The sequence below is a fragment of the Fictibacillus arsenicus genome, from assembly GCF_001642935.1.
Lineage (GTDB): Bacteria > Bacillota > Bacilli > Bacillales > Fictibacillaceae > Fictibacillus > Fictibacillus arsenicus_B.
On record NZ_CP016761.1, the window covers coordinates 218,470 to 240,087 of the forward strand.

The 21,618-nt window shown below is 43.2% G+C and carries 24 protein-coding genes and 1 riboswitch; of the genes, 20 read left to right on the forward strand and 4 right to left on the reverse strand.

Features of this window, described 5'->3' with window-relative positions; genetic code table 11:
• Positions 1 to 34 precede the first annotated feature (34 nt).
• A riboswitch (purine riboswitch) is annotated at positions 35 to 138 on the forward strand.
• A 105-nt stretch (positions 139 to 243) separates the two neighbouring features.
• The 12 genes from purE to purD all read left to right on the forward strand — a co-directional run bounded on the left by purE (position 244) and on the right by purD (position 13,388).
• The gene (gene purE, locus ABE41_RS01325; RefSeq protein ID WP_066285735.1) at positions 244 to 729 is read left to right on the forward strand and encodes a 5-(carboxyamino)imidazole ribonucleotide mutase; all 486 of its coding nucleotides are present in this window, start codon (positions 244 to 246) and stop codon (positions 727 to 729) included.
• A complete protein-coding gene (gene purK / locus ABE41_RS01330; RefSeq protein WP_066285737.1) occupies positions 686 to 1,876 on the forward strand; it encodes a 5-(carboxyamino)imidazole ribonucleotide synthase in 1,191 nt (396 codons plus the stop codon). Before purE ends, purK begins: the two co-directional genes overlap by 44 nt.
• On the forward strand, positions 1,873 to 3,165 hold the full coding sequence (purB, locus tag ABE41_RS01335) for an adenylosuccinate lyase (protein ID WP_066285739.1): 1,293 nt from the start codon (positions 1,873 to 1,875) through the stop codon (positions 3,163 to 3,165). The genes purK and purB overlap by 4 nt, the downstream gene beginning before the upstream one ends.
• A 325-nt stretch (positions 3,166 to 3,490) precedes the next feature.
• Positions 3,491 to 4,213: a phosphoribosylaminoimidazolesuccinocarboxamide synthase gene (gene purC, locus ABE41_RS01340; protein WP_066285741.1), complete on the forward strand. Its 723-nt coding sequence runs from the start codon at positions 3,491 to 3,493 to the stop codon at positions 4,211 to 4,213.
• Positions 4,201 to 4,455 (forward strand): phosphoribosylformylglycinamidine synthase subunit PurS, encoded by a 255-nt coding sequence (gene purS / locus ABE41_RS01345; protein WP_066285742.1) that lies wholly within the window; start codon positions 4,201 to 4,203, stop codon positions 4,453 to 4,455. The genes purC and purS overlap by 13 nt, the downstream gene beginning before the upstream one ends.
• Complete coding sequence (gene purQ / locus ABE41_RS01350; RefSeq protein ID WP_066285745.1) at positions 4,452 to 5,135, forward strand: phosphoribosylformylglycinamidine synthase subunit PurQ; 684 nt, start codon at positions 4,452 to 4,454, stop codon at positions 5,133 to 5,135. The genes purS and purQ overlap by 4 nt, the downstream gene beginning before the upstream one ends.
• The gene (gene purL / locus ABE41_RS01355) at positions 5,119 to 7,350 is read left to right on the forward strand and encodes a phosphoribosylformylglycinamidine synthase subunit PurL (protein ID WP_066285747.1); all 2,232 of its coding nucleotides are present in this window, start codon (positions 5,119 to 5,121) and stop codon (positions 7,348 to 7,350) included. The genes purQ and purL overlap by 17 nt, the downstream gene beginning before the upstream one ends.
• Positions 7,326 to 8,744 carry an amidophosphoribosyltransferase gene (gene purF / locus ABE41_RS01360; protein WP_066294490.1) on the forward strand — a complete coding sequence of 473 codons (1,419 nt, stop codon included), beginning with the start codon at positions 7,326 to 7,328 and terminating at the stop codon, positions 8,742 to 8,744. Before purL ends, purF begins: the two co-directional genes overlap by 25 nt.
• A 14-nt stretch (positions 8,745 to 8,758) precedes the next feature.
• The gene (purM, locus tag ABE41_RS01365) at positions 8,759 to 9,799 is read left to right on the forward strand and encodes a phosphoribosylformylglycinamidine cyclo-ligase (RefSeq protein ID WP_066285749.1); all 1,041 of its coding nucleotides are present in this window, start codon (positions 8,759 to 8,761) and stop codon (positions 9,797 to 9,799) included.
• The gene (gene purN, locus ABE41_RS01370) at positions 9,796 to 10,386 is read left to right on the forward strand and encodes a phosphoribosylglycinamide formyltransferase (protein ID WP_066285755.1); all 591 of its coding nucleotides are present in this window, start codon (positions 9,796 to 9,798) and stop codon (positions 10,384 to 10,386) included. The genes purM and purN overlap by 4 nt, the downstream gene beginning before the upstream one ends.
• Positions 10,383 to 11,921 carry a bifunctional phosphoribosylaminoimidazolecarboxamide formyltransferase/IMP cyclohydrolase gene (gene purH / locus ABE41_RS01375; protein WP_066285757.1) on the forward strand — a complete coding sequence of 513 codons (1,539 nt, stop codon included), beginning with the start codon at positions 10,383 to 10,385 and terminating at the stop codon, positions 11,919 to 11,921. The genes purN and purH overlap by 4 nt, the downstream gene beginning before the upstream one ends.
• Positions 11,922 to 12,119: 198 nt before the next feature.
• Positions 12,120 to 13,388, forward strand: coding sequence for a phosphoribosylamine--glycine ligase (gene purD, locus ABE41_RS01380; protein WP_066285759.1), 1,269 nt, complete (start codon positions 12,120 to 12,122; stop codon positions 13,386 to 13,388).
• On the opposite strand, the gene ABE41_RS21490 is transcribed toward purD, so the two are convergent.
• Positions 13,366 to 13,470 (reverse strand): EYxxD motif small membrane protein, encoded by a 105-nt coding sequence (locus ABE41_RS21490; protein ID WP_367642153.1) that lies wholly within the window; start codon positions 13,468 to 13,470, stop codon positions 13,366 to 13,368. The genes purD and ABE41_RS21490 overlap by 23 nt on opposite strands.
• A 169-nt stretch (positions 13,471 to 13,639) precedes the next feature.
• The gene (locus tag ABE41_RS01385; RefSeq protein WP_066285761.1) at positions 13,640 to 13,900 is read right to left on the reverse strand and encodes a YgaP family membrane protein; all 261 of its coding nucleotides are present in this window, start codon (positions 13,898 to 13,900) and stop codon (positions 13,640 to 13,642) included.
• 91 nt (positions 13,901 to 13,991) lie between these two features.
• Between ABE41_RS01385 and ABE41_RS01390 the strand changes: the two genes are divergently transcribed.
• From ABE41_RS01390 to ABE41_RS01400, 3 genes are read left to right on the forward strand one after another with little or no spacing between them, the layout of a single operon-like run.
• The gene (locus ABE41_RS01390) at positions 13,992 to 15,740 is read left to right on the forward strand and encodes an adenine deaminase C-terminal domain-containing protein (protein ID WP_066294492.1); all 1,749 of its coding nucleotides are present in this window, start codon (positions 13,992 to 13,994) and stop codon (positions 15,738 to 15,740) included.
• A gap of 47 nt (positions 15,741 to 15,787) precedes the next feature.
• Positions 15,788 to 16,822, forward strand: coding sequence for a DUF3048 domain-containing protein (locus ABE41_RS01395; protein WP_156774197.1), 1,035 nt, complete (start codon positions 15,788 to 15,790; stop codon positions 16,820 to 16,822).
• 20 nt (positions 16,823 to 16,842) lie between these two features.
• A complete protein-coding gene (locus tag ABE41_RS01400) occupies positions 16,843 to 17,148 on the forward strand; it encodes a YerC/YecD family TrpR-related protein (RefSeq protein ID WP_066285765.1) in 306 nt (101 codons plus the stop codon).
• 69 nt (positions 17,149 to 17,217) lie between these two features.
• Here ABE41_RS01400 and ABE41_RS01405 read toward each other — a convergent pair.
• Positions 17,218 to 18,380 (reverse strand): IS3 family transposase gene (locus tag ABE41_RS01405; protein ID WP_156774198.1). Its coding sequence is split into 2 segments (ribosomal slippage): positions 17,218 to 18,104 and positions 18,104 to 18,380, totalling 1,164 coding nucleotides; the frame shifts between segments, so codons are not numbered across the junction.
• 406 nt (positions 18,381 to 18,786) lie between these two features.
• On the opposite strand from ABE41_RS01405, the gene ABE41_RS20440 reads away from it, so the two are divergent.
• From ABE41_RS20440 to ABE41_RS01420, 4 genes are all read left to right on the forward strand, one after another.
• Positions 18,787 to 18,954, forward strand: a complete 168-nt coding sequence (locus ABE41_RS20440; RefSeq protein ID WP_156774199.1) for an MBL fold metallo-hydrolase — start codon at positions 18,787 to 18,789, stop codon at positions 18,952 to 18,954.
• Positions 18,955 to 18,964: 10 nt separating this feature from the next.
• Entirely contained in the window at positions 18,965 to 19,366 is a 402-nt protein-coding gene (locus ABE41_RS01415; RefSeq protein WP_083207607.1) for an MBL fold metallo-hydrolase, read from the forward strand.
• 5 nt (positions 19,367 to 19,371) lie between these two features.
• Positions 19,372 to 19,524, forward strand: coding sequence for a hypothetical protein (locus ABE41_RS20855; RefSeq protein ID WP_156774200.1), 153 nt, complete (start codon positions 19,372 to 19,374; stop codon positions 19,522 to 19,524).
• Between the two features lie 164 nt (positions 19,525 to 19,688).
• Entirely contained in the window at positions 19,689 to 19,877 is a 189-nt protein-coding gene (locus ABE41_RS01420; RefSeq protein WP_066285774.1) for a hypothetical protein, read from the forward strand.
• Positions 19,878 to 19,969: 92 nt separating this feature from the next.
• On the opposite strand, the gene ABE41_RS01425 is transcribed toward ABE41_RS01420, so the two are convergent.
• Positions 19,970 to 20,503, reverse strand: coding sequence for a GNAT family N-acetyltransferase (locus ABE41_RS01425; RefSeq protein WP_066294494.1), 534 nt, complete (start codon positions 20,501 to 20,503; stop codon positions 19,970 to 19,972).
• A gap of 395 nt (positions 20,504 to 20,898) precedes the next feature.
• Here ABE41_RS01425 and ABE41_RS01430 point away from each other — a divergent pair, with 395 nt between their 5' ends.
• Positions 20,899 to 21,591, forward strand: a complete 693-nt coding sequence (locus ABE41_RS01430; RefSeq protein ID WP_066285776.1) for a heptaprenylglyceryl phosphate synthase — start codon at positions 20,899 to 20,901, stop codon at positions 21,589 to 21,591.
• Positions 21,592 to 21,618 lie beyond the last annotated feature (27 nt).

Here is a 21,618-nt window from a genome sequence, read left to right on the forward strand (position 1 = left end):
TTGTTGACAAACGAAAACGACCATTGTTACAATGAAACCAGAAGAATAAAGCCCTCATATAATTTCGGGGATATGGCCCGTAAGTCTCTACCTGATGACCGTATATTTCATCAGACTATGAGGGAAAGCATCTTTCTGTTATTTTTATCGGATACGTATGTCCAGTTGGCTGCTTTCTCTCATATTTAGGGAGAAGCATACAAACTGGACTTTTTTATTTTTTCTGACAATAAGGAGGCTGCCATGGCTAAAGTAGGCGTTATCATGGGAAGTGTTTCAGATTGGGAGACAATGAAAGAAGCGTGCGATATTTTAGAAGAGCTAGAGGTAGCATTTGAAAAGAAAGTAGTTTCAGCACACCGTACACCAGATCTAATGTTTCAATATGCAGAAGAAGCTGAACAAAGAGGACTAGAAGTGATCATTGCAGGAGCTGGAGGTGCTGCACACTTGCCAGGCATGGTTGCAGCAAAGACAATCCTTCCCGTTATCGGGGTGCCGGTTCAGTCAAAAGCGCTTAGTGGCCTTGATTCACTTTTATCCATTGTTCAGATGCCTAAAGGCGTTCCGGTAGCAACAGTTGCGATCGGAAAAGCAGGTGCAGCAAACGCAGGACTTCTAGCTGCACAAATGGTAGCTGTACATGATGAAGGAGTAAGACAGCGACTTAAAAAACGCCGGGCAAATGCAGAAGCGATGGCGATTGAAAGTAGTGAGCAGCTTGTATAAAACAATTAAACCACAGCAAACAATCGGAATATTGGGCGGCGGACAGCTTGGGCGTATGATGGCACTGAGCGCAAGAGAAATGGGACTTCGTGTCGTAGTTTTAGAGCCAGGTGAAGATTCACCTTGCGGGCAAGTTGCGGATCAGCAGATTTTAGCCGGTTACGAAGATCGTGAAGGAATTCAGAAGCTCGCAGCTCTAAGCGATGTTGTCACATATGAGTTTGAAAACATAGATGCAGAAAGTGCGAGCTGGCTTGAGGAGAATGCACACCTGCCGCAAGGAAGCCGTCTTCTTGCCGTCACTCAGCACCGTTTAAGAGAAAAAGAAACTTTAGTAAAAGCTGGAGTGCCGGTAGCACCTTTCAGACCGGTTTCAGATATAGATTCTTTAAATGATGCGATCACAGAGCTTGGGCTTCCTTCAGTTCTAAAGACGTGCCGAGGCGGTTATGACGGTAAAGGTCAGTTCGTTATTAGACAGGAAAGTGATATAAAAATAGCCGCTGGAATCTTAAATAAAGAAGCAGACTGTGTCCTAGAGTCATGGCTGGAGTTCGATAAAGAGATCTCGGTTATTTTAACAAGAAGTTTAAGCGGTGAGGTTAAATCGTTTCCAATAGCAGAAAATATTCATAGAGACAACATTCTGCACCAAACGATAGCGCCTGCACGAATCACAAATAAAACCGCGGAACAAGCGAAGCTCTTAGCGGGGTCAATCGCAACGGAACTGGAGCTTGTTGGTACGCTTGCCGTAGAGATGTTCGTTGCAAAAGACGGCAGCCTTTATGTGAATGAACTGGCGCCGCGCCCGCATAACTCGGGGCATTACACGATCGAGGCGTGTGAGACGTCTCAATTTGATCAGCATGTGCGTGCTGTGTGTAACTGGCCGCTCGGCAATACGGACTTAATAAAACCGGCCGTGATGATCAACATCTTAGGTGAACATCATGAGACCGTGTTAAGTGAGATAGGAAAATTAGGAGAAGCGAAACTGCACCTTTACGGAAAGAAAGAAGCAAAAGCGAAACGTAAAATGGGGCACATAACGGTTTTAGGCGAAACGGTAGAAGAAGCACTAGAAAAAGCTGAAATCGTGTCTAACGTATTTTTAGAGAGAAAGAAGACGGAGGTACAACAATGATTGAACGTTATACTCGCCCAGAGATGGGAGCTATTTGGACGGATGAAAATAAATATCAAGCATGGCTGGAAGTTGAGATCCTAGCATGTGAAGCATGGGCGGAACTTGGTGAGATCCCTAAGGAAGACGTGAAGAAGCTTCGTGAAAATGCGTCGTTTGATATCAACCGCATTTTAGAGATCGAAGAAGAAACACGCCATGATGTAGTTGCTTTTACAAGAGCCGTTTCTGAGACGCTTGGAGATGAGCGCAAGTGGGTGCACTACGGCCTTACTTCAACAGACGTGGTTGATACAGCATTATCTTACCTTCTAAAACAAGCGAACGACATCTTAGCAAAAGACCTTGATCGCTTTGTTGAAATTCTAGGTGAGAAAGCGAAAGAACATAAGTACACAGTTATGATGGGACGTACGCATGGTGTACACGCTGAGCCGACAACATTCGGATTGAAGCTTGCTCTATGGTATGAAGAAATGAAGCGAAACGTTGAACGCTTTAAGCAAGCGTCTGATACGGTACGTTTCGGAAAGATCTCTGGAGCTGTTGGAACATATGCCAACATCGATCCATTCGTTGAAAAATATGTGTGTGAAAAGCTTGGGTTAGAAGCTTCACCAATCTCTACACAGACACTGCAGCGCGACCGTCACGCACACTATATGTCAACACTTGCTTTGATTGCAACAAGTATCGAGAAGTTTGCAACAGAAGTTCGCGGACTTCAAAAGAGTGAAACGCGTGAAGTAGAAGAGTTCTTTGCAAAAGGCCAAAAAGGTTCTTCTGCAATGCCGCATAAACGAAATCCGATCGGTTCTGAAAACATGACAGGGCTTGCTCGTGTGATCCGCGGTTACATGATGACAGCTTACGAAAACGTGTCTCTATGGCATGAACGAGACATCTCGCATTCATCTGCTGAACGTGTGATTCTGCCGGATGCAACGATCGCACTTAATTACATGCTGGACCGTTTTGGCAACATCATCAAAAAATTAACGGTGTTCCCAGAGAACATGAAGCGCAACATGGATCGCACGTATGGATTGATCTACTCACAGCGCGTTCTTTTAAAACTGATCGACAAAGGCATGGCCCGTGAAGAAGCGTATGACACGGTGCAGCCAAAAGCGATGCAAGCTTGGGAAGAAGGCGTGCAGTTTAGAACATTAGTAGAAGCTGAACCAAAAATCACAGACAAATTAACACCTGAAGAAATCTCTGAATGCTTTGATTACAGTTACCACTTGTCACATGTCGATACGATTTTCGACAGATTAGGGCTTTAAAAGGTTTTATAAGAAAGATCTTTAAAGATTGTTGTTTTTAAAAGACTTCATTGAAAGTTGATTGGAGTGTAAGATGCGAGACTCCTGGGGGATTAGCGTGACAGGTGAGACACTGTAGGTGCAAGGCACGAGGTGGCTCACCGCACGCCCCCCGGAAAGCGAGCATCTGAAACGGAAATCAACCACTTCCAAAAACAACAGTAATTGCGAAAAAGCTTATTAGAAGTACTTCAACTAAAAAGAGAGTGATATTGTGAGCTCTCTTTCTCTTTACCTTTTTTAAAAGATTGAATATTGGGAATGTTCCTAAAATGGAGGGGTCAGAATGGAGAAGTTAGAGCAGCTGTATGAAGGAAAAGCGAAACGAATTTACCGTACTACAGAAGAAGATGTTGTATGGGTAAGCTACAAAGATTCCGCTACCGCTTTTAATGGGGAGAAAAAAGCAGAGATCGAAGGAAAAGGCAGACTCAACAATGAAATATCAACCATTCTGTTCGAGTTGCTGAAAGAAAAAGGCATTGAATCTCACTTTGTAAAACGAGTTTCAGAAACTGAACAGCTCGTGAAGAAGGTGACCATCATTCCCTTAGAAGTGGTCGTACGCAACATCGCAGCCGGTTCACTTTCAAAACGGACTGGTTTGCCAGAAGGACAGATCCTGCCAAAAACCATTCTAGAATACTACTTCAAAAACGATGACCTTGGTGATCCGCTTATTAACGAAGATCACATCGATATTTTGAACATAGCAACAAAAGAACAGCTCGAAATCATTTCAGAGCAAGCGTTTCAGATCAATGAAGTCCTGACATCCTATTTTGCTCAGAAGAATGTAAAGCTTGTAGATTTTAAGCTTGAGTTCGGAGTTGATCGCGACGGACAGCTGCTGCTTGCTGATGAAATTTCTCCGGATACTTGCAGACTATGGGATGCTGAAACGAACGAGAAGCTTGATAAAGATGTGTTCCGCCGTGAACTTGGAAGTTTAACAGATGCTTATGAAACTATTTTAAAACGTCTAGGAGGCCTATCATGTACAAAGTAAAAGTTTATGTAACGCTAAGAGAGAGTGTATTGGACCCGCAAGGAAAGGCAGTTATGCATTCGCTTCATAAGATGGGACAGTCAGAGGTTGAAGACGTACGTATCGGCAAGTATCTGGAGCTGACACTTCAAAAAGGCGACTATGATCTGGACGAGAAGATTGTTGCTATGTGCTCTAAACTTTTATCCAATCCGGTGATTGAGGACTACCGGTATGAGGTGGAGGAGGTTGTTGCACAGTGAAGTTTGCAGTAATCGTTTTCCCAGGATCAAACTGTGACACAGATATGTATCATGCGGTAAAAGATGAGCTTGGCATGGATGTTGAGTACGTTTGGCATGATGCATCAGACTTAAGTGGATTTGACGGTATTTTATTGCCAGGCGGCTTTTCATATGGAGATTATTTACGTACTGGTTCGATCGCACAATTTTCAAATGTGATGAGTGAAGTTGTAAAAGCAGCCAAAGAAGGAAAACCCGTTCTAGGTGTATGCAACGGTTTTCAGATTTTGCTTGAAACTGGTCTCTTGCCTGGGGCGATGCGCCGAAACGAATCTCTGAAATTTATCTGCCAGCCGGAAGAGCTTAAAGTTCAGAATGCGTGCACAATTTTTACATCTCAATACGAAAAAGGTGAAGTGATCTCTGTTCCAGTTGCACATGGTGAAGGCAACTATTACTGCGATGAAGAGACGCTAAAAGTGCTGAAAGAAAACGATCAGATCGTATTCACATATGCAAAAAATCCGAACGGATCTGTTGAGGATATTGCCGGAATTACGAACAAAGAGGGCAATGTACTTGGGATGATGCCGCACCCAGAACGCGCTGTTGATGAGCTGTTAGGAAGCAAGGATGGACTGAAGTTATTTCAATCAATCGTGAAGAGCTGGAGGGAACGCTATGTCGCTGCAACATGAACCAACAAGTTCTCAAATTAAAGAACAGAAATTGTACCGTGAAATGGGCTTAAGTGATTCAGAGTTTGAATTGGTAGAAAAGATTATTGGAAGACTTCCGAACTGGACGGAAACTGGATTGTTCTCTGTTATGTGGAGTGAACACTGTTCTTATAAAAATTCAAAACCTGTGTTGAGCAAGTTCCCGACAAAGGGAGAGCGTGTGCTGCAAGGACCAGGTGAAGGTGCTGGTATCGTGGATATCGGTGACGGCCAGGCGGTTGTATTTAAGATTGAATCTCACAACCATCCATCAGCCATTGAACCATATCAAGGAGCTGCTACTGGTGTTGGCGGAATCATCCGTGACGTTTTCTCAATGGGAGCGCGTCCGATCGCAATGCTGAACTCGCTTCGTTTTGGTGAATTAGAATCACCTCGTGTTAAGTATTTGTTTGAGCAGGTTGTAGCTGGGATTGCAGGCTACGGGAACTGTATCGGTATTCCGACAGTTGGCGGAGAAGTTCAGTTTGATCCGTCATACGAAGGCAACCCGCTCGTTAACGCTATGTGTGTTGGTTTGATCGATCATAAAGATATAAAGAAGGGCCAGGCAAAGGGTGCAGGGAACTCCGTAATGTACGTTGGAGCGAAAACAGGCCGAGACGGAATCCACGGTGCAACGTTTGCATCAGAAGAGCTTTCTGAAGCATCTGAAGAAAAACGTCCAGCAGTTCAAGTGGGCGATCCGTTCATGGAAAAGCTTGTAATGGAAGCGTGCCTGGAGCTGATTCATAACTGTGATGCTCTTGTTGGAATTCAGGATATGGGTGCAGCAGGTTTGACAAGCTCGTCTGCTGAGATGGCAAGTAAAGCTGGCATGGGAATCGAGATGAACCTTGACCTTATTCCGCAGCGTGAAACAGGTATGACGGCATATGAGATGATGCTTTCTGAATCTCAAGAACGCATGCTGTTAGTTGTTGAAAATGGCCGTGAGCATGAAGTAGAAAAGATTTTTGCGAAGTGGGATCTAGATTGTGTAACGGTTGGAACGGTTATCGAAGAACAAGTACTGCGCCTCACTCATCAAGGTGAGATTGTAGCAGATGTACCGGTCGATGCACTTGCAGAAGATGCACCTGTTTATCATAAGCCATCAAAAGAGCCGGCATATTATGCTGAGTTCCAAGCGCAAGAAGAATATATCCCTGAGGTTACTAGCTTCAAATCTACGCTGTTATCACTTTTAGAGCAGCCGACGATCGCGAGCAAAGAGTGGGTTTATAACCAATATGACTACATGGTTCGCACGAATACAGTTGTTGCGCCGGGTTCTGACGCAGCGGTTGTAAGAATAAGAGGGACGAAAAAGGCTCTTGCGATGACAACGGATTGTAATTCTCGCTATTTATATCTTGATCCGGAAGTTGGCGGAAAGATTGCTGTTGCTGAAGCGGCTCGTAACCTTGTATGTTCTGGTGCGAAGCCATTAGCTGTAACTGACTGCTTAAACTTCGGAAACCCTGAGAAGCCTGAGATCTTCTGGCAGCTTGAAAAATCTGCTGACGGCATGAGCGCGGCATGTACCAAGCTTGAGACTCCTGTAATCGGCGGAAACGTATCCCTTTATAACGAAACAAATGGTGTAGCGGTTTACCCAACACCTGTTATTGGTATGGTCGGGCTGATCGAGGATACAAAGCACATTGTAACGCAAAGCTTTAAAGAAGCGGGAGACATCATTTATCTGATCGGTGACAGCAAGCCTGAGTTTGGTGGAAGCGAGCTTCAGAAGATGAAAGAAGGACGCATTTTCGGCAAAGCGCCTCACATCGATCTTGAAGTGGAAGAAAACAGACAGCGTGATCTTTTAGAGGCGATTCAAAAAGGACTTATCGCATCTGCACATGATGTGGCAGAAGGCGGACTTTCAGTAGCACTTGCTGAATCTGTGATGGACGGAAAAGTCGGGGCGAGCGTTACACTGACAGATGAGCCGATCGGCAGCCTTTTCGGAGAATCACAATCCCGTTTCTTAGTAACGGTAAAACCTGAAAATCAAGACGAGTTCCAACAGCTTGTAAAAGATGCAAAAATCATAGGGTTTGTACGTTCTGAGAGCGGTCTTGCGATCGATAATGAGCAGGGTGAAGAGTTATTATCCTGTACGCTCCAGGAACTGCAAGATGCCTGGAAAGGAGCAATTCCATGCTTGCTGACATCAAAGGTTTAAACGAAGAATGCGGCGTATTTGGTATTTGGGGTCACCCAGATGCTGCGCAGTTAACATATTATGGCCTGCACAGTCTGCAGCATCGCGGGCAAGAGGGTGCTGGAATTGTTGTAACGGATGGAGAACGCCTCCGCATTCATAAAGGGAGCGGTCTTGTGAATGATGTTTTTAGTAAAGGCGAGTTAGAGGGTTTGATTGGGCATGGTGCGATTGGCCATGTCCGGTATTCAACAGCTGGCGGAAACGAGCTTGCAAACGTTCAGCCCTTGTTGTTCCGCTCTCAAACTAATTCACTTGCACTAGCGCATAACGGAAACCTAGTGAATGCCAATGCATTGAAACATCAGTTGGAGTCACAAGGAAGTATTTTTCAGACGACATCTGATACGGAAGTACTGGCGCATCTTATAAAGCGCAGCGGATATTTTACATTAAAGGAAAAAGTCCAAAACGCACTTACGATGTTAAAAGGTGCATATGCATTTTTAGTCATGACGGAAAACGAGATGATGGTGGCGTTAGATCCAAACGGCTTGCGTCCATTGTCTCTAGGTATGCTAGGTGACGCTTATGTAGTAGCTTCTGAAACATGTGCATTTGATGTAATCGGTGCAACATACGTACGTGACGTGCAGCCGGGAGAACTTTTAATCATTAACGAAGATGGCTTAACGGTAGACCGTTTTTCAACTTCTGTACAGCGGTCGATGTGTTCGATGGAATATATTTATTTTTCAAGACCAGACAGCAATATTGAAGGAATTAACGTACATGCAGCACGAAAAAGTCTTGGTAAGAAGATGTATGAAGAAGCGCCAGTTGAAGCGGATGTTGTAACAGGTGTTCCTGATTCAAGTATCTCAGCAGCGATCGGTTATGCGGAAGCATCCGGGATTCCTTATGAGATCGGCTTGATTAAAAACCGTTATGTAGGAAGAACATTCATCCAGCCTTCACAAGAACTGCGTGAACTCGGCGTAAAGATGAAGCTTTCACCGGTTCGGGGAATTGTGGAAGGCAAGCGTGTTGTTATGGTGGATGATTCAATCGTTCGCGGAACTACAAGCCGCCGTATCGTAAAAATGCTGCGTGCCGCGGGCGCGAAAGAGGTGCATGTAAGAATTACAGCACCGCCGATCGCCCATCCGTGCTACTACGGAATTGATACGTCAGAGCGTGCAGAACTTATCGCATCAAAGCATTCGGTTGATGAGATCCGTGAAATTATCGGCGCTGATTCTTTATCTTTTATTTCCGTTGAAGGATTGATGGAGGGGATTGGCCGCTCGAACTCAGAACCGAACTGCGGTCAGTGTTTAGCTTGTTTTACAGGACGTTATCCGACAGAAATTTATCCAGATACAGTTTTACCATATGAAAAAGAGCTTGTTTAAAGGGGGAGAAGTCGATGGCAGAAGCATATAAGCAAGCGGGAGTGAATATCGAAGCAGGTTATGAAGCGGTTGACCGGATCAAGAAACATGCACTGAGAACAAAACGTCCAGAAGTGCTTGCTGGACTTGGAGGATTTGGTGCGATGTTTGATCTATCAGGTTTCTCACACAAAGAACCGGTGCTTGTTTCAGGAACAGACGGAGTAGGAACGAAATTGATGCTCGCTTTTATGATGGATAAGCATGACACGATTGGTGTTGATGCCGTTGCCATGTGTGTGAACGATATTGTAGCGCAAGGAGCAGAGCCGCTTTATTTCCTGGACTATATTGCTTGCGGCACACTTCACCCTGAAAAAGTAGAACAGATCGTAAAAGGCATCGCGGACGGCTGCGAGCAGGCAGGCTGCGCACTTATCGGGGGAGAAACAGCTGAGATGCCAGGCATGTACAGCAGTGAAGAGTATGACCTAGCGGGTTTTACCGTGGGCATTGCTGAGAAATCTAAATTGATTAACGGCTCTCGAATTGGAGAGAACGATGTGTTGATCGGACTTGCTTCTAACGGACTGCACTCAAACGGTTTTTCTCTTGTTCGAAAGGTCTTATTAGACAGTGCAGGGCTGGACTTGAACGAACAATATGACGGGTTGTCTAAACCGCTTGGTGAAGAGCTTCTGACCCCAACAAGAATCTATGTAAAACCGTTATTGGAAGTCTTTAATAAATTCGATGTAAATGGTGTGGCTCACATTACAGGCGGCGGTTTTATCGAAAACATCCCGCGCATGCTGCCAGAAGGACTTGCTGCAGAAATTGATTATGGCTCATGGCCAGTTCCTCCAGTTTTTGATCTGATCGAAGAAAAAGGCAGCCTCACACGAAAAGAGATGTTCACGACATTTAATATGGGAATCGGCATGGTTCTTGCTGTCTCAGAAGAGAACATGCTGCCGATCATCCGTCTTTTAGAAGAAACAGGCGAGAAGCCGTACATTATCGGACGTGTTAAAAAAGGTGAAGGCGTTATTTTTGGCGGAGGATCGATCGAATGAAAAGAATAGCTGTGTTTGCTTCAGGAAGCGGAAGCAACTTTCAAGCGATTGCAGATGCTGTGGAAAATGAAACGCTTATGGCTGAAATACAGCTCTTGGTATGCGATAAGCCCGGAGCAAAAGTCATAGAAAGAGCCCGCAAGCTTAACATTCCGATTTTTACTTTTGTACCGAACACGTTTGCCTCTAAAGCTGAATTTGAAAAAGAGATTGTGAATGAACTTGAAGGACATAGCGTTGAGTTTATTGTACTTGCAGGCTATATGCGGCTCATTGGTAACGTACTGCTGGATGCTTTTGAAGGAAGAATCGTTAACGTTCATCCTTCTTTCCTGCCGGCCTTTCCAGGCAAGGATGCAGTCGGTCAGGCATTAGAAGCGAATGTTGCAGAAACAGGCGTTACCGTTCATTATGTAGACAGCGGAATGGACACAGGGCCGATCATTGAACAAGTGAAAATTCCGGTATTTCCTGGAGATACAAGAGAAACGCTGCAGGAACGTATACAGAAAGCTGAACATCAATTGTACCCAGCCATCATAAACAAACTATTACAAAAAGACACCGTAGGAGGCATTGTACAATGACCATTAAACGAGCATTAGTGTCCGTATCGAATAAAGAAGGCTTGCTTCCTTTTGCAGAAAAATTAGCGAGTCATGGTGTAGAGATCATCTCGACTGGCGGAACGAAAAAAGCATTAGAGGAAGCAGGGATTCCGGTCATCGGGATTTCGGAAGTGACAGGTTTTCCAGAGATTATGGACGGCCGTGTAAAAACATTGCATCCAAAAATTCATGGCGGACTTCTTGCTGTCCGTGACAATGAAACACACAAACAAGCCATGCAAGAAAATGAGATTGCACCTATCGACCTTGTTGTCGTTAACTTATATCCGTTTAAAGAAACGATTGCAAAAGAGAATGTAGCATTTTCTGATGCGATTGAGAATATTGATATCGGCGGACCGAGCATGCTTCGTTCTGCAGCAAAAAATCATGCTTATGTAACGGTTGTAGTAGATCCAAGGGATTATGAGACAGTTGCTGGTGAATTAGAGAACGCAGGTTCAGTAAGTGAAGAGACGCGCCGCAGACTTGCAGCAAAGACTTTCCGCCATACAGCAGCGTATGACGCGCTAATCGCGGAATACTTAACAGCAGCGGTAGAAGAAGAACACCCAGAATCATTTACTGTCACGTATGAGAAGAAGCAAGATCTTCGCTACGGGGAAAACCCTCATCAAAAAGCGGCGTTCTATGCAAAACCGCTCGCTGGCTCGCTTTCATTAACAAATGCTGAACAGCTTCACGGAAAAGAGCTTTCGTACAACAACATCAATGACGCTGATGCTGCACTTTCAATCGTAAAAGAGTTCGTTGACCCGGCTGTTGTTGCGGTTAAACATATGAATCCGTGTGGAGTGGGTACAGGTTCGACTGTGCTGGAAGCTTATACGCGTGCTTTCGAAGCGGACCCGGTTTCAATCTTTGGCGGAATTATCGCTTCAAATACAGAAGTTGATTTAGTGACGGCAGAGAAGTTGGCAGAAATTTTCCTGGAGATCATTATAGCTCCCTCATTTACAGACGAAGCTTTAGAAATTTTAACAAAGAAGAAGAATATCCGCTTGTTAAAGCTCGATTTTACTGAAGGTAAAGGAATTGCTAAAAAAGTAACGACTGTTTCTGGCGGGATGCTTGTTCAGGAAGAAGATGTTTATGGACTTGACGATGCGAACGTGACAATTCCTACAAAACGCCAGCCGACTGAACAGGAATGGAAAGACCTGAAATTAGCTTGGAAAGTTGTAAAACATGTTAAATCAAACGCGATCGTGCTTGCTAAGGATGAAATGACAGTTGGCGTCGGTGCGGGTCAGATGAACCGGGTTGGTGCAGCTAAGATTGCGATTGAACAAGCTGGAGATCGTGCACAAGGTTCCGCGCTTGGTTCAGATGCGTTCTTCCCGATGGATGACACAGTTGAAGCAGCAGCACGCGCTGGTGTAACGGCGATCATTCAGCCAGGAGGTTCTATCAAGGACGAGGATTCAATTAAAAAAGCTGACGAACACGGCATTACGATGGTGTTTACCGGGGTAAGACACTTTAAGCATTAAGTTGTTTTGTTGCTTATGGTTATTGTTTCATTCGCTTCATTGAATAGTTGATTGTAGTGCAAGGTGCGAGACTCCTACGGGATGAGTGGGACAGGTGAGTCCTCCTAACAGCGCAGAGCGCTAGGAGGCTCACCGCACACCCCGCGGAAAGCGAGCATCCTGGAACGGAAATCAACTTCCAAAAAGGAGGATTTGCTAATGAACGTTCTTGTCATCGGAAAAGGCGGACGTGAGCATGCGCTTGTTTGGAAGTTTGCTAACAGCCCAAGCGTGTCACGGGTGTATGCCGCACCAGGTAATCCTGGAATTGATAAAATTGCTGTAAATGTACCGATTAAGGAAAACGAGATTAATGAACTTGTATCTTTTGCAAAATCAAAAGAGATCGATTTGACGTTTGTCGGACCAGAAGTACCTCTTCTTAATGCTATTGTGGATCAGTTCCAAGAAGCGGGGCTTAGAATCTTCGGACCGTCTAAAGCAGCTGCACAGATTGAAGGAAGCAAGTCTTTCGCCAAAAACCTCATGCAAAAGTACGGAATCCCAACCGCCTCATCTGAAACGTTTACGAATTATGATCAAGCTCTCAGCTATGTCAGAGAGAAAGGTGCCCCTATCGTATTAAAAGCCGACGGTCTTGCAGCAGGCAAGGGAGTTATTGTTGCAGCGACACTTGAAGAAGCTGAAGAAGGCTTGTACGAACTTATGGTAGACAAACGGTTTGGCGAAGCAAGCGAAAAAGTCGTGGTAGAGGAATTTTTAGAAGGTGAAGAGTTTTCCTTAATGTCGTTCGTAAATGAGGAAATCGTACTTCCGATGGAAATTGCACAAGATCATAAACGTGCATATGACGGTGATGAAGGACCAAACACAGGAGGCATGGGAGCTTATTCGCCTGTTCCGCAAATCCCTGATACAGCGGTTCAAAAAGCAATTCAAGACATCGTGCTGCCGACTGTTTCCGCGATGAAACAGGAAGGTACACCATTTACAGGTATCCTTTATGCAGGGCTGATTTTAACACAAGAAGGGCCAAAAGTGATTGAGTTCAATGCGCGTTTTGGGGATCCGGAAACACAAGTGATTTTACCGAGGCTGGAAAATGATCTGGGAGAATTGCTGGTCACATTATTAGATGGCAATAAGCCTGAGCTTCAGTGGACTGAAGAGTCTGTTCTTGGTGTAGTCCTTGCATCAGCAGGGTATCCTGTTTCATCATCTGAACCACAGCTTATTAAAGGGCTTGAAGAAATTCATGAGGACACGAATGTGTTCCATGCTGGTACAAAAAGCTCCGGAGATGCATTGCAGACACATGGCGGCAGGGTGCTGCTGGCTGCCTCAAAAGGTAATTCGCTTGAAGACGCCCAAAGAAAAGTTTACGAAGAAATGAAAAAGATTACGTGCGAAGGATCTTTTTATCGCAAAGATATCGGATATAAAGCTATTTCACACGTCTCTTCTTAATAAAAACAAACGCGATGGCGATGATCCCGCCAATAAGCAAAATATAAAGAAAAGCAGTATCCATTAGGTATTCGTAGTTCATATTCAAAGGTAACCTCCTATTAGTTCTAATTAAGCGTTCTATTTAAGAGCTGACCAACATCGTATCATACGGCGTTTGGTCAGCTTTCTTTTATTGGATTTGGATGGGACCTTGTTGAATAGATTGCCTTTTAGAATCGAATGTGTCGGCATCATATGCCCCCTAGCATTTAAGAAGGATTAAATGGTGATCCTTCTTTTGCGATTGTTCCTAAATCCATATCGTTCATTTCTTTGCTTTTGTGCAGAAGGTCTGTCATAGGACAATAACGCACGATGCCTTCTGCCACCTTCATTGCAGCCATCATAATCATAAGAATATATGACTCTTTGTAAGGCTTTCTTGTTAATTTAGCCGTATAAACAGAGAGAAGAGTTAAGCCTGCAATAATACGGATCATGCTGTTAACTAAACCAATATTTTGTTTCATAGAGAGACTCCTTTCGATTTTTACCAATTTGTTTGATGAATATGGTATTCTTGAAAAAACGAAATTTTCAGAGAAGACAGGTGAATCCAACATGAACCAACACATAGCGTTTTGGAATAAATCACAAATGCGCAAACAAGTGGCCGTCATTCAAGGTGAAATGGCACCGTCTCTTGTCTTAAAAAACGCTGCTTACCTTAATACCGCCCTTAAAAAATGGACGAAGGCAAATATCTGGATTTTAGAAGACCGTATCATCTATGTCGGCGAAAAGCTGCCAGCTAAAGATACGGGTACCGAGTATGCTGATCTTGAAGGCCGATTTGTTGTGCCGGGATACATTGAACCACATTGTCATCCGTTTCAACTTTATAATCCCCAGACGCTCTCCCGATATGCATTGCAGCGCGGGACATCTGTATTTTTAGCCGATAACTTCATGCTTCTTTTTGAAATGAATATTTCGAAAGCGCTTTCTTTTATGGAAGACGTGAATGAAATGCCTGCTAATTTCTTTTGGTGGTGCCGTTATGACGCACAAACAGAGCTGGCAGAAGAGGAAAAATATTTTTCGGAAACTTCGATTAAAAAGCTGCTGGAAAGCCCGTATGTTTTGCAAGGCGGAGAACTGACGAGCTGGCCGAGGGTTCTGCAGGGCGATGACACACTTTTGCACTGGATGTTAAAGACGAAGAAAGCTGGCAAAAAGATTGAGGGACATCTGCCAGGAGCATCAGAGAAAACGTTAACGGCGATGACGCTGCTAGGTGTTGATTGCGATCATGAAGCGATGACAGGGACAGAAGTCATGGACCGCTTGAATGCAGGGCTTCAAGTGTCACTTCGATATTCCTCGATTCGTCCAGATCTTCCAAAGCTTTTGCGTCAGATGAAAGAAGAAGGAATCACAAACTTTGAACGGATTTTCTTTACGACTGATGGATCAACTCCTGCTTTTTATGAGGAAGGCGTTACCGATAAAATGCTCGAGATTGCACTAGAGGCAGGCATTGATCCAGTGGATGCCTACATGATGGTTTCGTATAACGTTGCGAGATATTACGGTATGGACCACCTTTTCGGAATGGTTGCACCAGGTCGTGTTGCACATTTAAATATTTTAGATGATATTCATAATCCTCTTCCTGTTTCGGTTTTGGCAAAAGGAAAATGGATGAAGCGGGATGGAATCGATATAAGTAAAGACGAAGATTTTGAGTTTGACTGGGAAGGCCACGGCATCTCACAAAGAAAGATTGATTGGGATCTGCATGATGATGATTTTCAGTTTTCTGGTCTTGTCGGTATAGAAATGTACAATAGTGTCATCACACGGCCATATAATGTATCGATCAATCCTTTTTCTGAAGAGATTAACGAAGAATCGGATGAGTGTTTCTTAATGCTGATCGATAAAGAAGGAAAGTGGCGGACCAACACGATCGTAAAAGGCTTTGCTAAAAATTTGTATGGTTTTGCAAGTTCGTACTCCAATACGGGAGACCTTCTCATAATCGGAAAAAGCAAAAAGGATATGTCTTTGGCGTTTGAACGATTAAAAGAAATAGGCGGGGGAATCGTACTTACCGAAAAAGGCAAAGTGATAGCTGAGATAAATCTTCCTTTAGCGGGAGGAATGTCGAATCTTGCTATAGAAGAACTAATGGAGGAAGAAAAAGCGCTAACGCGTGCGTTAAGAGACCGGGGCTATCAATATGAAGATCCGATTTATTCTCTTCTATTCTTTTCTTCAACACACTTGCCATATATCCGCATTACGCAAAGAGGCATTTACGATGTTAAAAAGAAAGGGTTACTCTTTCCTTCGATTATGCGTTAATATAGAAAAGGATTGGGCAAAATAATGATACAAAGGTAGTGAGCCCAATGAAAAAGTGGTACGTGATTTTGATGTCTATGATCCTGGTATTTACGCTGTCTGCATGTAAAGACGCAAAAGATAAGGTGTTAGAGGACGGCAAGGTGGATAAAGCCGAAGCTTCGGATTCTAAGAAAAAAGATAAGAAAAAAGAAGAGACATTCTCTTCTGTCTTTCCCCTTACCGGTATTGGGACGAACGACGAGATCGATCAGCGTGCTGTAGCGGTAATGGTGAACAACCACTGGAAGGCAAGACCTCAATCAGGACTTCATAAAGCCGATATTGTGTACGAAGTATTAGCTGAGGGAGAACTTACTCGTTTTCTGGCTATCTTCCAGAGCGAGATGCCAGAAACAGTCGGGCCAGTCCGCAGTGCGAGAGACTACTATATTGAACTTTCTCGTGGGTACAACGCACTTTATGTTGCGCATGGATACAGTCCTGAAGCAAAAGAGATGCTTTACAGCGGTACCGTAGATCATTTAAACGGCATGGACTACGATGGCAGCCTTTTTAACAGGGCTGATTTTAGAAAGGCGCCTCACAACTCTTACATCACCTCTGAAAATATTTTAAGAGGAATGGATAAAGTTGGAGCAGATCAGACAGACGATCTGGATATGCTTCGATTTCTGACAAAAACGAGTTCCGTAAACATTGAAGGCGAACCAGCGAAAGACGTTACGGTTGATTATGGCCGCGGAGAAACAGTAGGGTTTACGTACTCCGAGAAAAAGAAAACGTACGCTAGAAGCAGCAACAATGAACCGACAATAGATAGGGAAACTGAAACTCCAATCTCAGTGAGCAATGTATTTATCGTAGAGGCAGCTCACAGGGTTATCGATGATGCCGGCAGACGCCAGATCAATTTAACATCAGGCGGAGATGCGATTCTGATTCAAAATGGTGTTGCTCAGAATATCTCGTGGAGAAACGAGAATGGAAGAATCGTTCCGGACGGCGGAGCATTCATACCGGGTAAAACCTGGATCAACATCGTGCCTAGCGGTATGGAGAATTCAGTTAAGATGCAATAGAAAAAAGGAGTGCATGTTTCATGCAAATTGATAAACTACGTGGAAAAGCGCTGGATCAGCTTTTTGAATCCGTTCTTTCGCTTAAGGATATGGAAGAATGCTATCGTTTCTTTGACGACCTTTGTACGATGAACGAGATTCAGTCACTCGCACAAAGACTTGAAGTGGCACGCATGCTTCGTGAAGGCAAGACATATCACAAAATCGAGAACGAGACTGGTGCAAGCACTGCGACAATTTCTCGTGTAAAGCGCTGCCTGAACTTCGGGAACGACGCTTATGCAATGGTGCTCGACCGCGTCCATGAAGAGGAAGAAGCGAAATAAATAATGATGAGGAAAAACCTGCCGATTAGACTGGCCTAGTCAAATGAGACAATAATAAAACACCACCAGTTAGGCTGCCATACTACCAAATTCAATTGGGGTGTGGTAGCCTAATTTTTCTTGTATACGCTCTTCATTATAATACTTCATGTACTGATCTACTTTTTCCCTGATTTTATCTATCGGCATAGAATTAAACTTCACATATTGAAATTCTTCAGATTTTAGATTGGAATGGAAGGACTCAATAACCGCATTATCCCAACAATTTCCTCTTCTGGACATACTGCTGACCAATTTCCTATCCTTTATTAGTTGTTGATACCCATAGGATGTATACACACTTCCTTGATCTGAGTGGATTATAACCCCTTTGGGGTTCCCTCGTGATTCCAAAGCTGCTTTTAAGGTATCTGCCACAAGAGGAACTTGTTGATGGGTATAGAGCTTGTGAGCCACAATTTGATTATTAAATAAATCCATTATGGTCGATAGGTACAATGTAATAGAACCATATTGAACATATGTTATATCTGTTACCCACTTTTGATTAGGTCGAGCTGCTGAAAAATCTCGATTTAAAATGTTTGGTGCGACAATGATGGATTCCCCTTGAGATTTCCACTTGCGCTTTGGCTTTACACGGCACTGTAGATGATGCTTTTGCATAATACGTTGCACCGAATTTCGATTCAAACTAATTTGATATCGACGTTTAAGTAAATTCTTAATTTTACGATGTCCATACCGATAGTTAGTCTCTTCACAAAGTGAGATAATGACCTTCTCTGATTTAGACAAATCATTAGATGGAGTAGACACCCAACGATAGTATGTGGACCTTGGAACGTTTAGCGCGCTTAGAATAGCCGTAACCGTGTACTTTTTTCGTAATTTTTTTACCAAACGGAGAACTACTTCTTTTTCAACTCCTTTTCGATCTCCAAATACTTTTTTAAGATTTCATTCTCCTGTTTATAGTGATTGAATTGACGGTCCTTTTTTTCCTCTTCACTAGCTGAATCAGGTCCAAGACCGTAAGAGTATTGTTTGCCTATTGGCTGATTAAACCGGTGTACTTGATTTTCACGATACCATTTCACCCATGTTTTTATTTGCGAAACATTTTTAATGCCATACTTATTCATAATTTCTTCATTCGTAAATTGGCCACTCATTTTATCCTTAACAACAGCCCACTTTGTTTCTTTTGAATATACGTTTTTGCCCATGCAAAAACACCTCCGATTATCACTTAGAATAAGTGTATCATTTCGGAGGTGTTTTATTGTGTCTCATCTACCTAGGTTAGTCTAGAGTGCAGGTTTTTTTGTTTGGAAAACCTCATGCCGTGGTGTCGGAATTTGTTGCGGGTGTCGACTCGTGGTTATTATGAAATTAACGTGGGATTATTGCCGTTTTTCGTGGGATTTTTCAAATTAAGCCAGGAATAAATTTATTTAACGTGGGATTCCGAGAAGGAAAATAAAAAACGCCTCCGAAATATACATTTACATCACATAATTGTAATATATTAGGATGTTTGGATATTTATTTTCAGGAGGTAGAAGATGAAAGTATTGCGCTTAGGTCATGCCATGTATGTTTTAACGAGTAAAGAGGGTAAAAATTACTTGATTGATCCGTTTTTTTGACATGAATCCAGGCTGTCCCGCTCAATATCAGACAGAAGAATTCATGAAATCGATTGACGTGGTGTTTCTGACACATGGTCATTTTGATCATACGAGCGGTTTGCAAAAGCTTCTTAATTCCCACCCTGATTGTTTAGTAGTGGCACAATAATGAATTAGCCATGATCCTATTACAAAAGGGCGTAAAAAATGTATATCCGATTAACTTAGGCGGAAGCATACACCTAGAGGATGTTAAAGCTACTATGGTACAAGCAAAACATACATCCAGTTACGGTGAGACAGAGGGCACACCTATTTATGCTGGTGAAGCAGTAGGTTACATCTTTGACTTCCATAATGACCATACACTCTACCATTCAGGTGACACTGCAATCATGTCGGACATGAAACTTATTCAAGATGTCTATGAACCGACAATTGCGATCCTTTCATCTTCTGGTCACTTTACAATGGGGCCGAAAGAAGCAGCTTATGCGGTTAAGAACTTGCTGAATGTTCAATATGTCATTCCGAGTCATACCTTCCCGACAAAAAAACGGCTTCTTCGCCAGAGGTTTTAGAAGCATTGTTAAAAGCTTTTCCTATAATAGATACAATGATGGATAAAGACCATGATCTCGCTGCTGAACTAAAGAACTATCCGAAGACAGAAGTAGTTGTGATTGGATATGGAGAAGAAAAGGAATTTAATGTTCAAGATTCAAAGATAAAAATCTAAGCGGATTATGTAATAGAAATGAAAAAGGGCTATATCAAAAGGGGTTTAAACCCTTTAGATGATAGCCTTTTTTTATTAGTTAACACGTACCGGTCAGTATGATGAATAAAAAACAAAATACTAAACAAAATATCTTTAATGATAAAATGAAAGGAGGACACAACATGAAACTAAAGAAAATCGTACTTGGATCACTTTCGGCTGTACTTTCACTCAGTCTTCTATTCGGATGTTCAGATCCAAGCCAAGACGAGCAAGAACCAGATCCAAGTGAAGAACCTTCAGAACAGAACGATGAACTAGATCAAGATGATGATAAGAGTGAAATGCAGGAAGAAAAAAAGGATAAGTAATAAATAAAAAGCATTAACCAAAGAAATATGGTCGATGCTTTTTTGATTTTGCTTTTTCATAAGTAATAATTTTTTGAAATATCCTTTTTGATTTATTGAAACTCACTCTTCATCAAGCTCATCTGTACCTGATCTCGGCATTGTCCGCGGATCCATTCTGCTTGACGGACGATGCCTTCTGCCTGGAAGCCAAGACGGCGGGCGAGCTTGATGCTCTTTTCATTTTGAACAGCTGCCCTTAATTCCACACGGTTCAGCATGAGCGTATAGAATGCATACATTAGCATTCCTCTTACAGCCCGCTGAGCGATACCATGTCCTTCAAAACCTCCCCCAACCCAGTAACCGAGCATTCCCGACTGATTATGCCACTTTAAATCATACAGAGCCACTGAACCCGCAACCTGGCCCTGATACCAGATAAATAGAACAACGTCCGTCTGTTCTTTCATCTTTTTATTAACGGTTTTAATAAACTGCTTCATTTCTCCGTTTGATTGTGTATAATCCACCCAGCCGATCCATGGTCCGAGATGCTCGCGCGAATGCTCGAGCAGCATGAAAATAGATTCGGATTCTTTCAAGTCTGCTTGTTTCAGCATGATTTCGTCGTCAATTTGCCACATGAGCACAGGCAATCCTCCCCAAACTGAAGTATGAACTTCACAATCTTTCCACATGATGAATCATAGAGTGAGAACTTTATTTTTGATATAATGCAGAAGTACAGAAAACGGCCTGTTAAAAAAGCAGGCACGGGTTGTTTTATTTAAGCTGTTTTCGCAAACTTTGCTGTTTTGGAAGTGGTTGATTTCCGTTACAGGATGCTCGCTTTCCGCGGGGCGTGCGGTGAGCCACCTTGACGCTTTGCGCCGGTGGTGTCTCACCTGTCCCGCTGGTCCCGCAGGAGTCTCGCACCTTACACTCCAATCAACTTGTCAATGAAGAGAATGAACAAACAAATGTGCCAAAAGCAACAATCTTTTAGAGAAGAGCCTTAATTTATGAAAGGAAGAACACCATGTTTGATTATAGAGAATGGAATCATGTGTTTAAGCTTGACCCAGATAAAGAGATCAGCGACAGCGACCTTGAGATGATTTGCGAGAGTGGTACGGATGCAGTTATCGTCGGCGGATCTGAAGGGATAACGCTTGATAACACACTGGATCTTATGTCACGAATCCGCAGATTTGCGGTTCCTTGTGTACTTGAAGTTTCGAATATCGAATCCCTTACACCCGGATTTGATTTTTACTATATTCCAACCGTATTAAATGCGAAGGATGCGAACTTTATAACTGGATTGCATCACGAAGCTTTAAAAGAATACGGCGACATCATGAACTGGGAAGAGATCATTACGGAAGGCTATTGCATCTTAAATCCTGATTGTACGGCGGCTGAGCGTTCGAATGCCGACGCAGATCTAACGGCAGATGATGTTGTAGCATATGCCCGTATGGCGGAAAAAATGTTTAAGCTTCCTATCTTTTATTTGGAATATAGCGGGGCTTATGGCGATGTGAATGTCGTTAAACAGGTAAAGGGCGTGCTTGAGAATACGGTCTTTTATTATGGAGGCGGAATCACATCTGCCGCACAGGCAAGTGAAATGGCGGAATTTGCGGATACGGTTGTAGTTGGAAACATCGTATATGACGATTTGAAAGCTGCTATCGAAACCGTTAAAGCTGTTAAAGATAGAAGTTGAAAAATACGGCGAAATAAGCGAAAATAA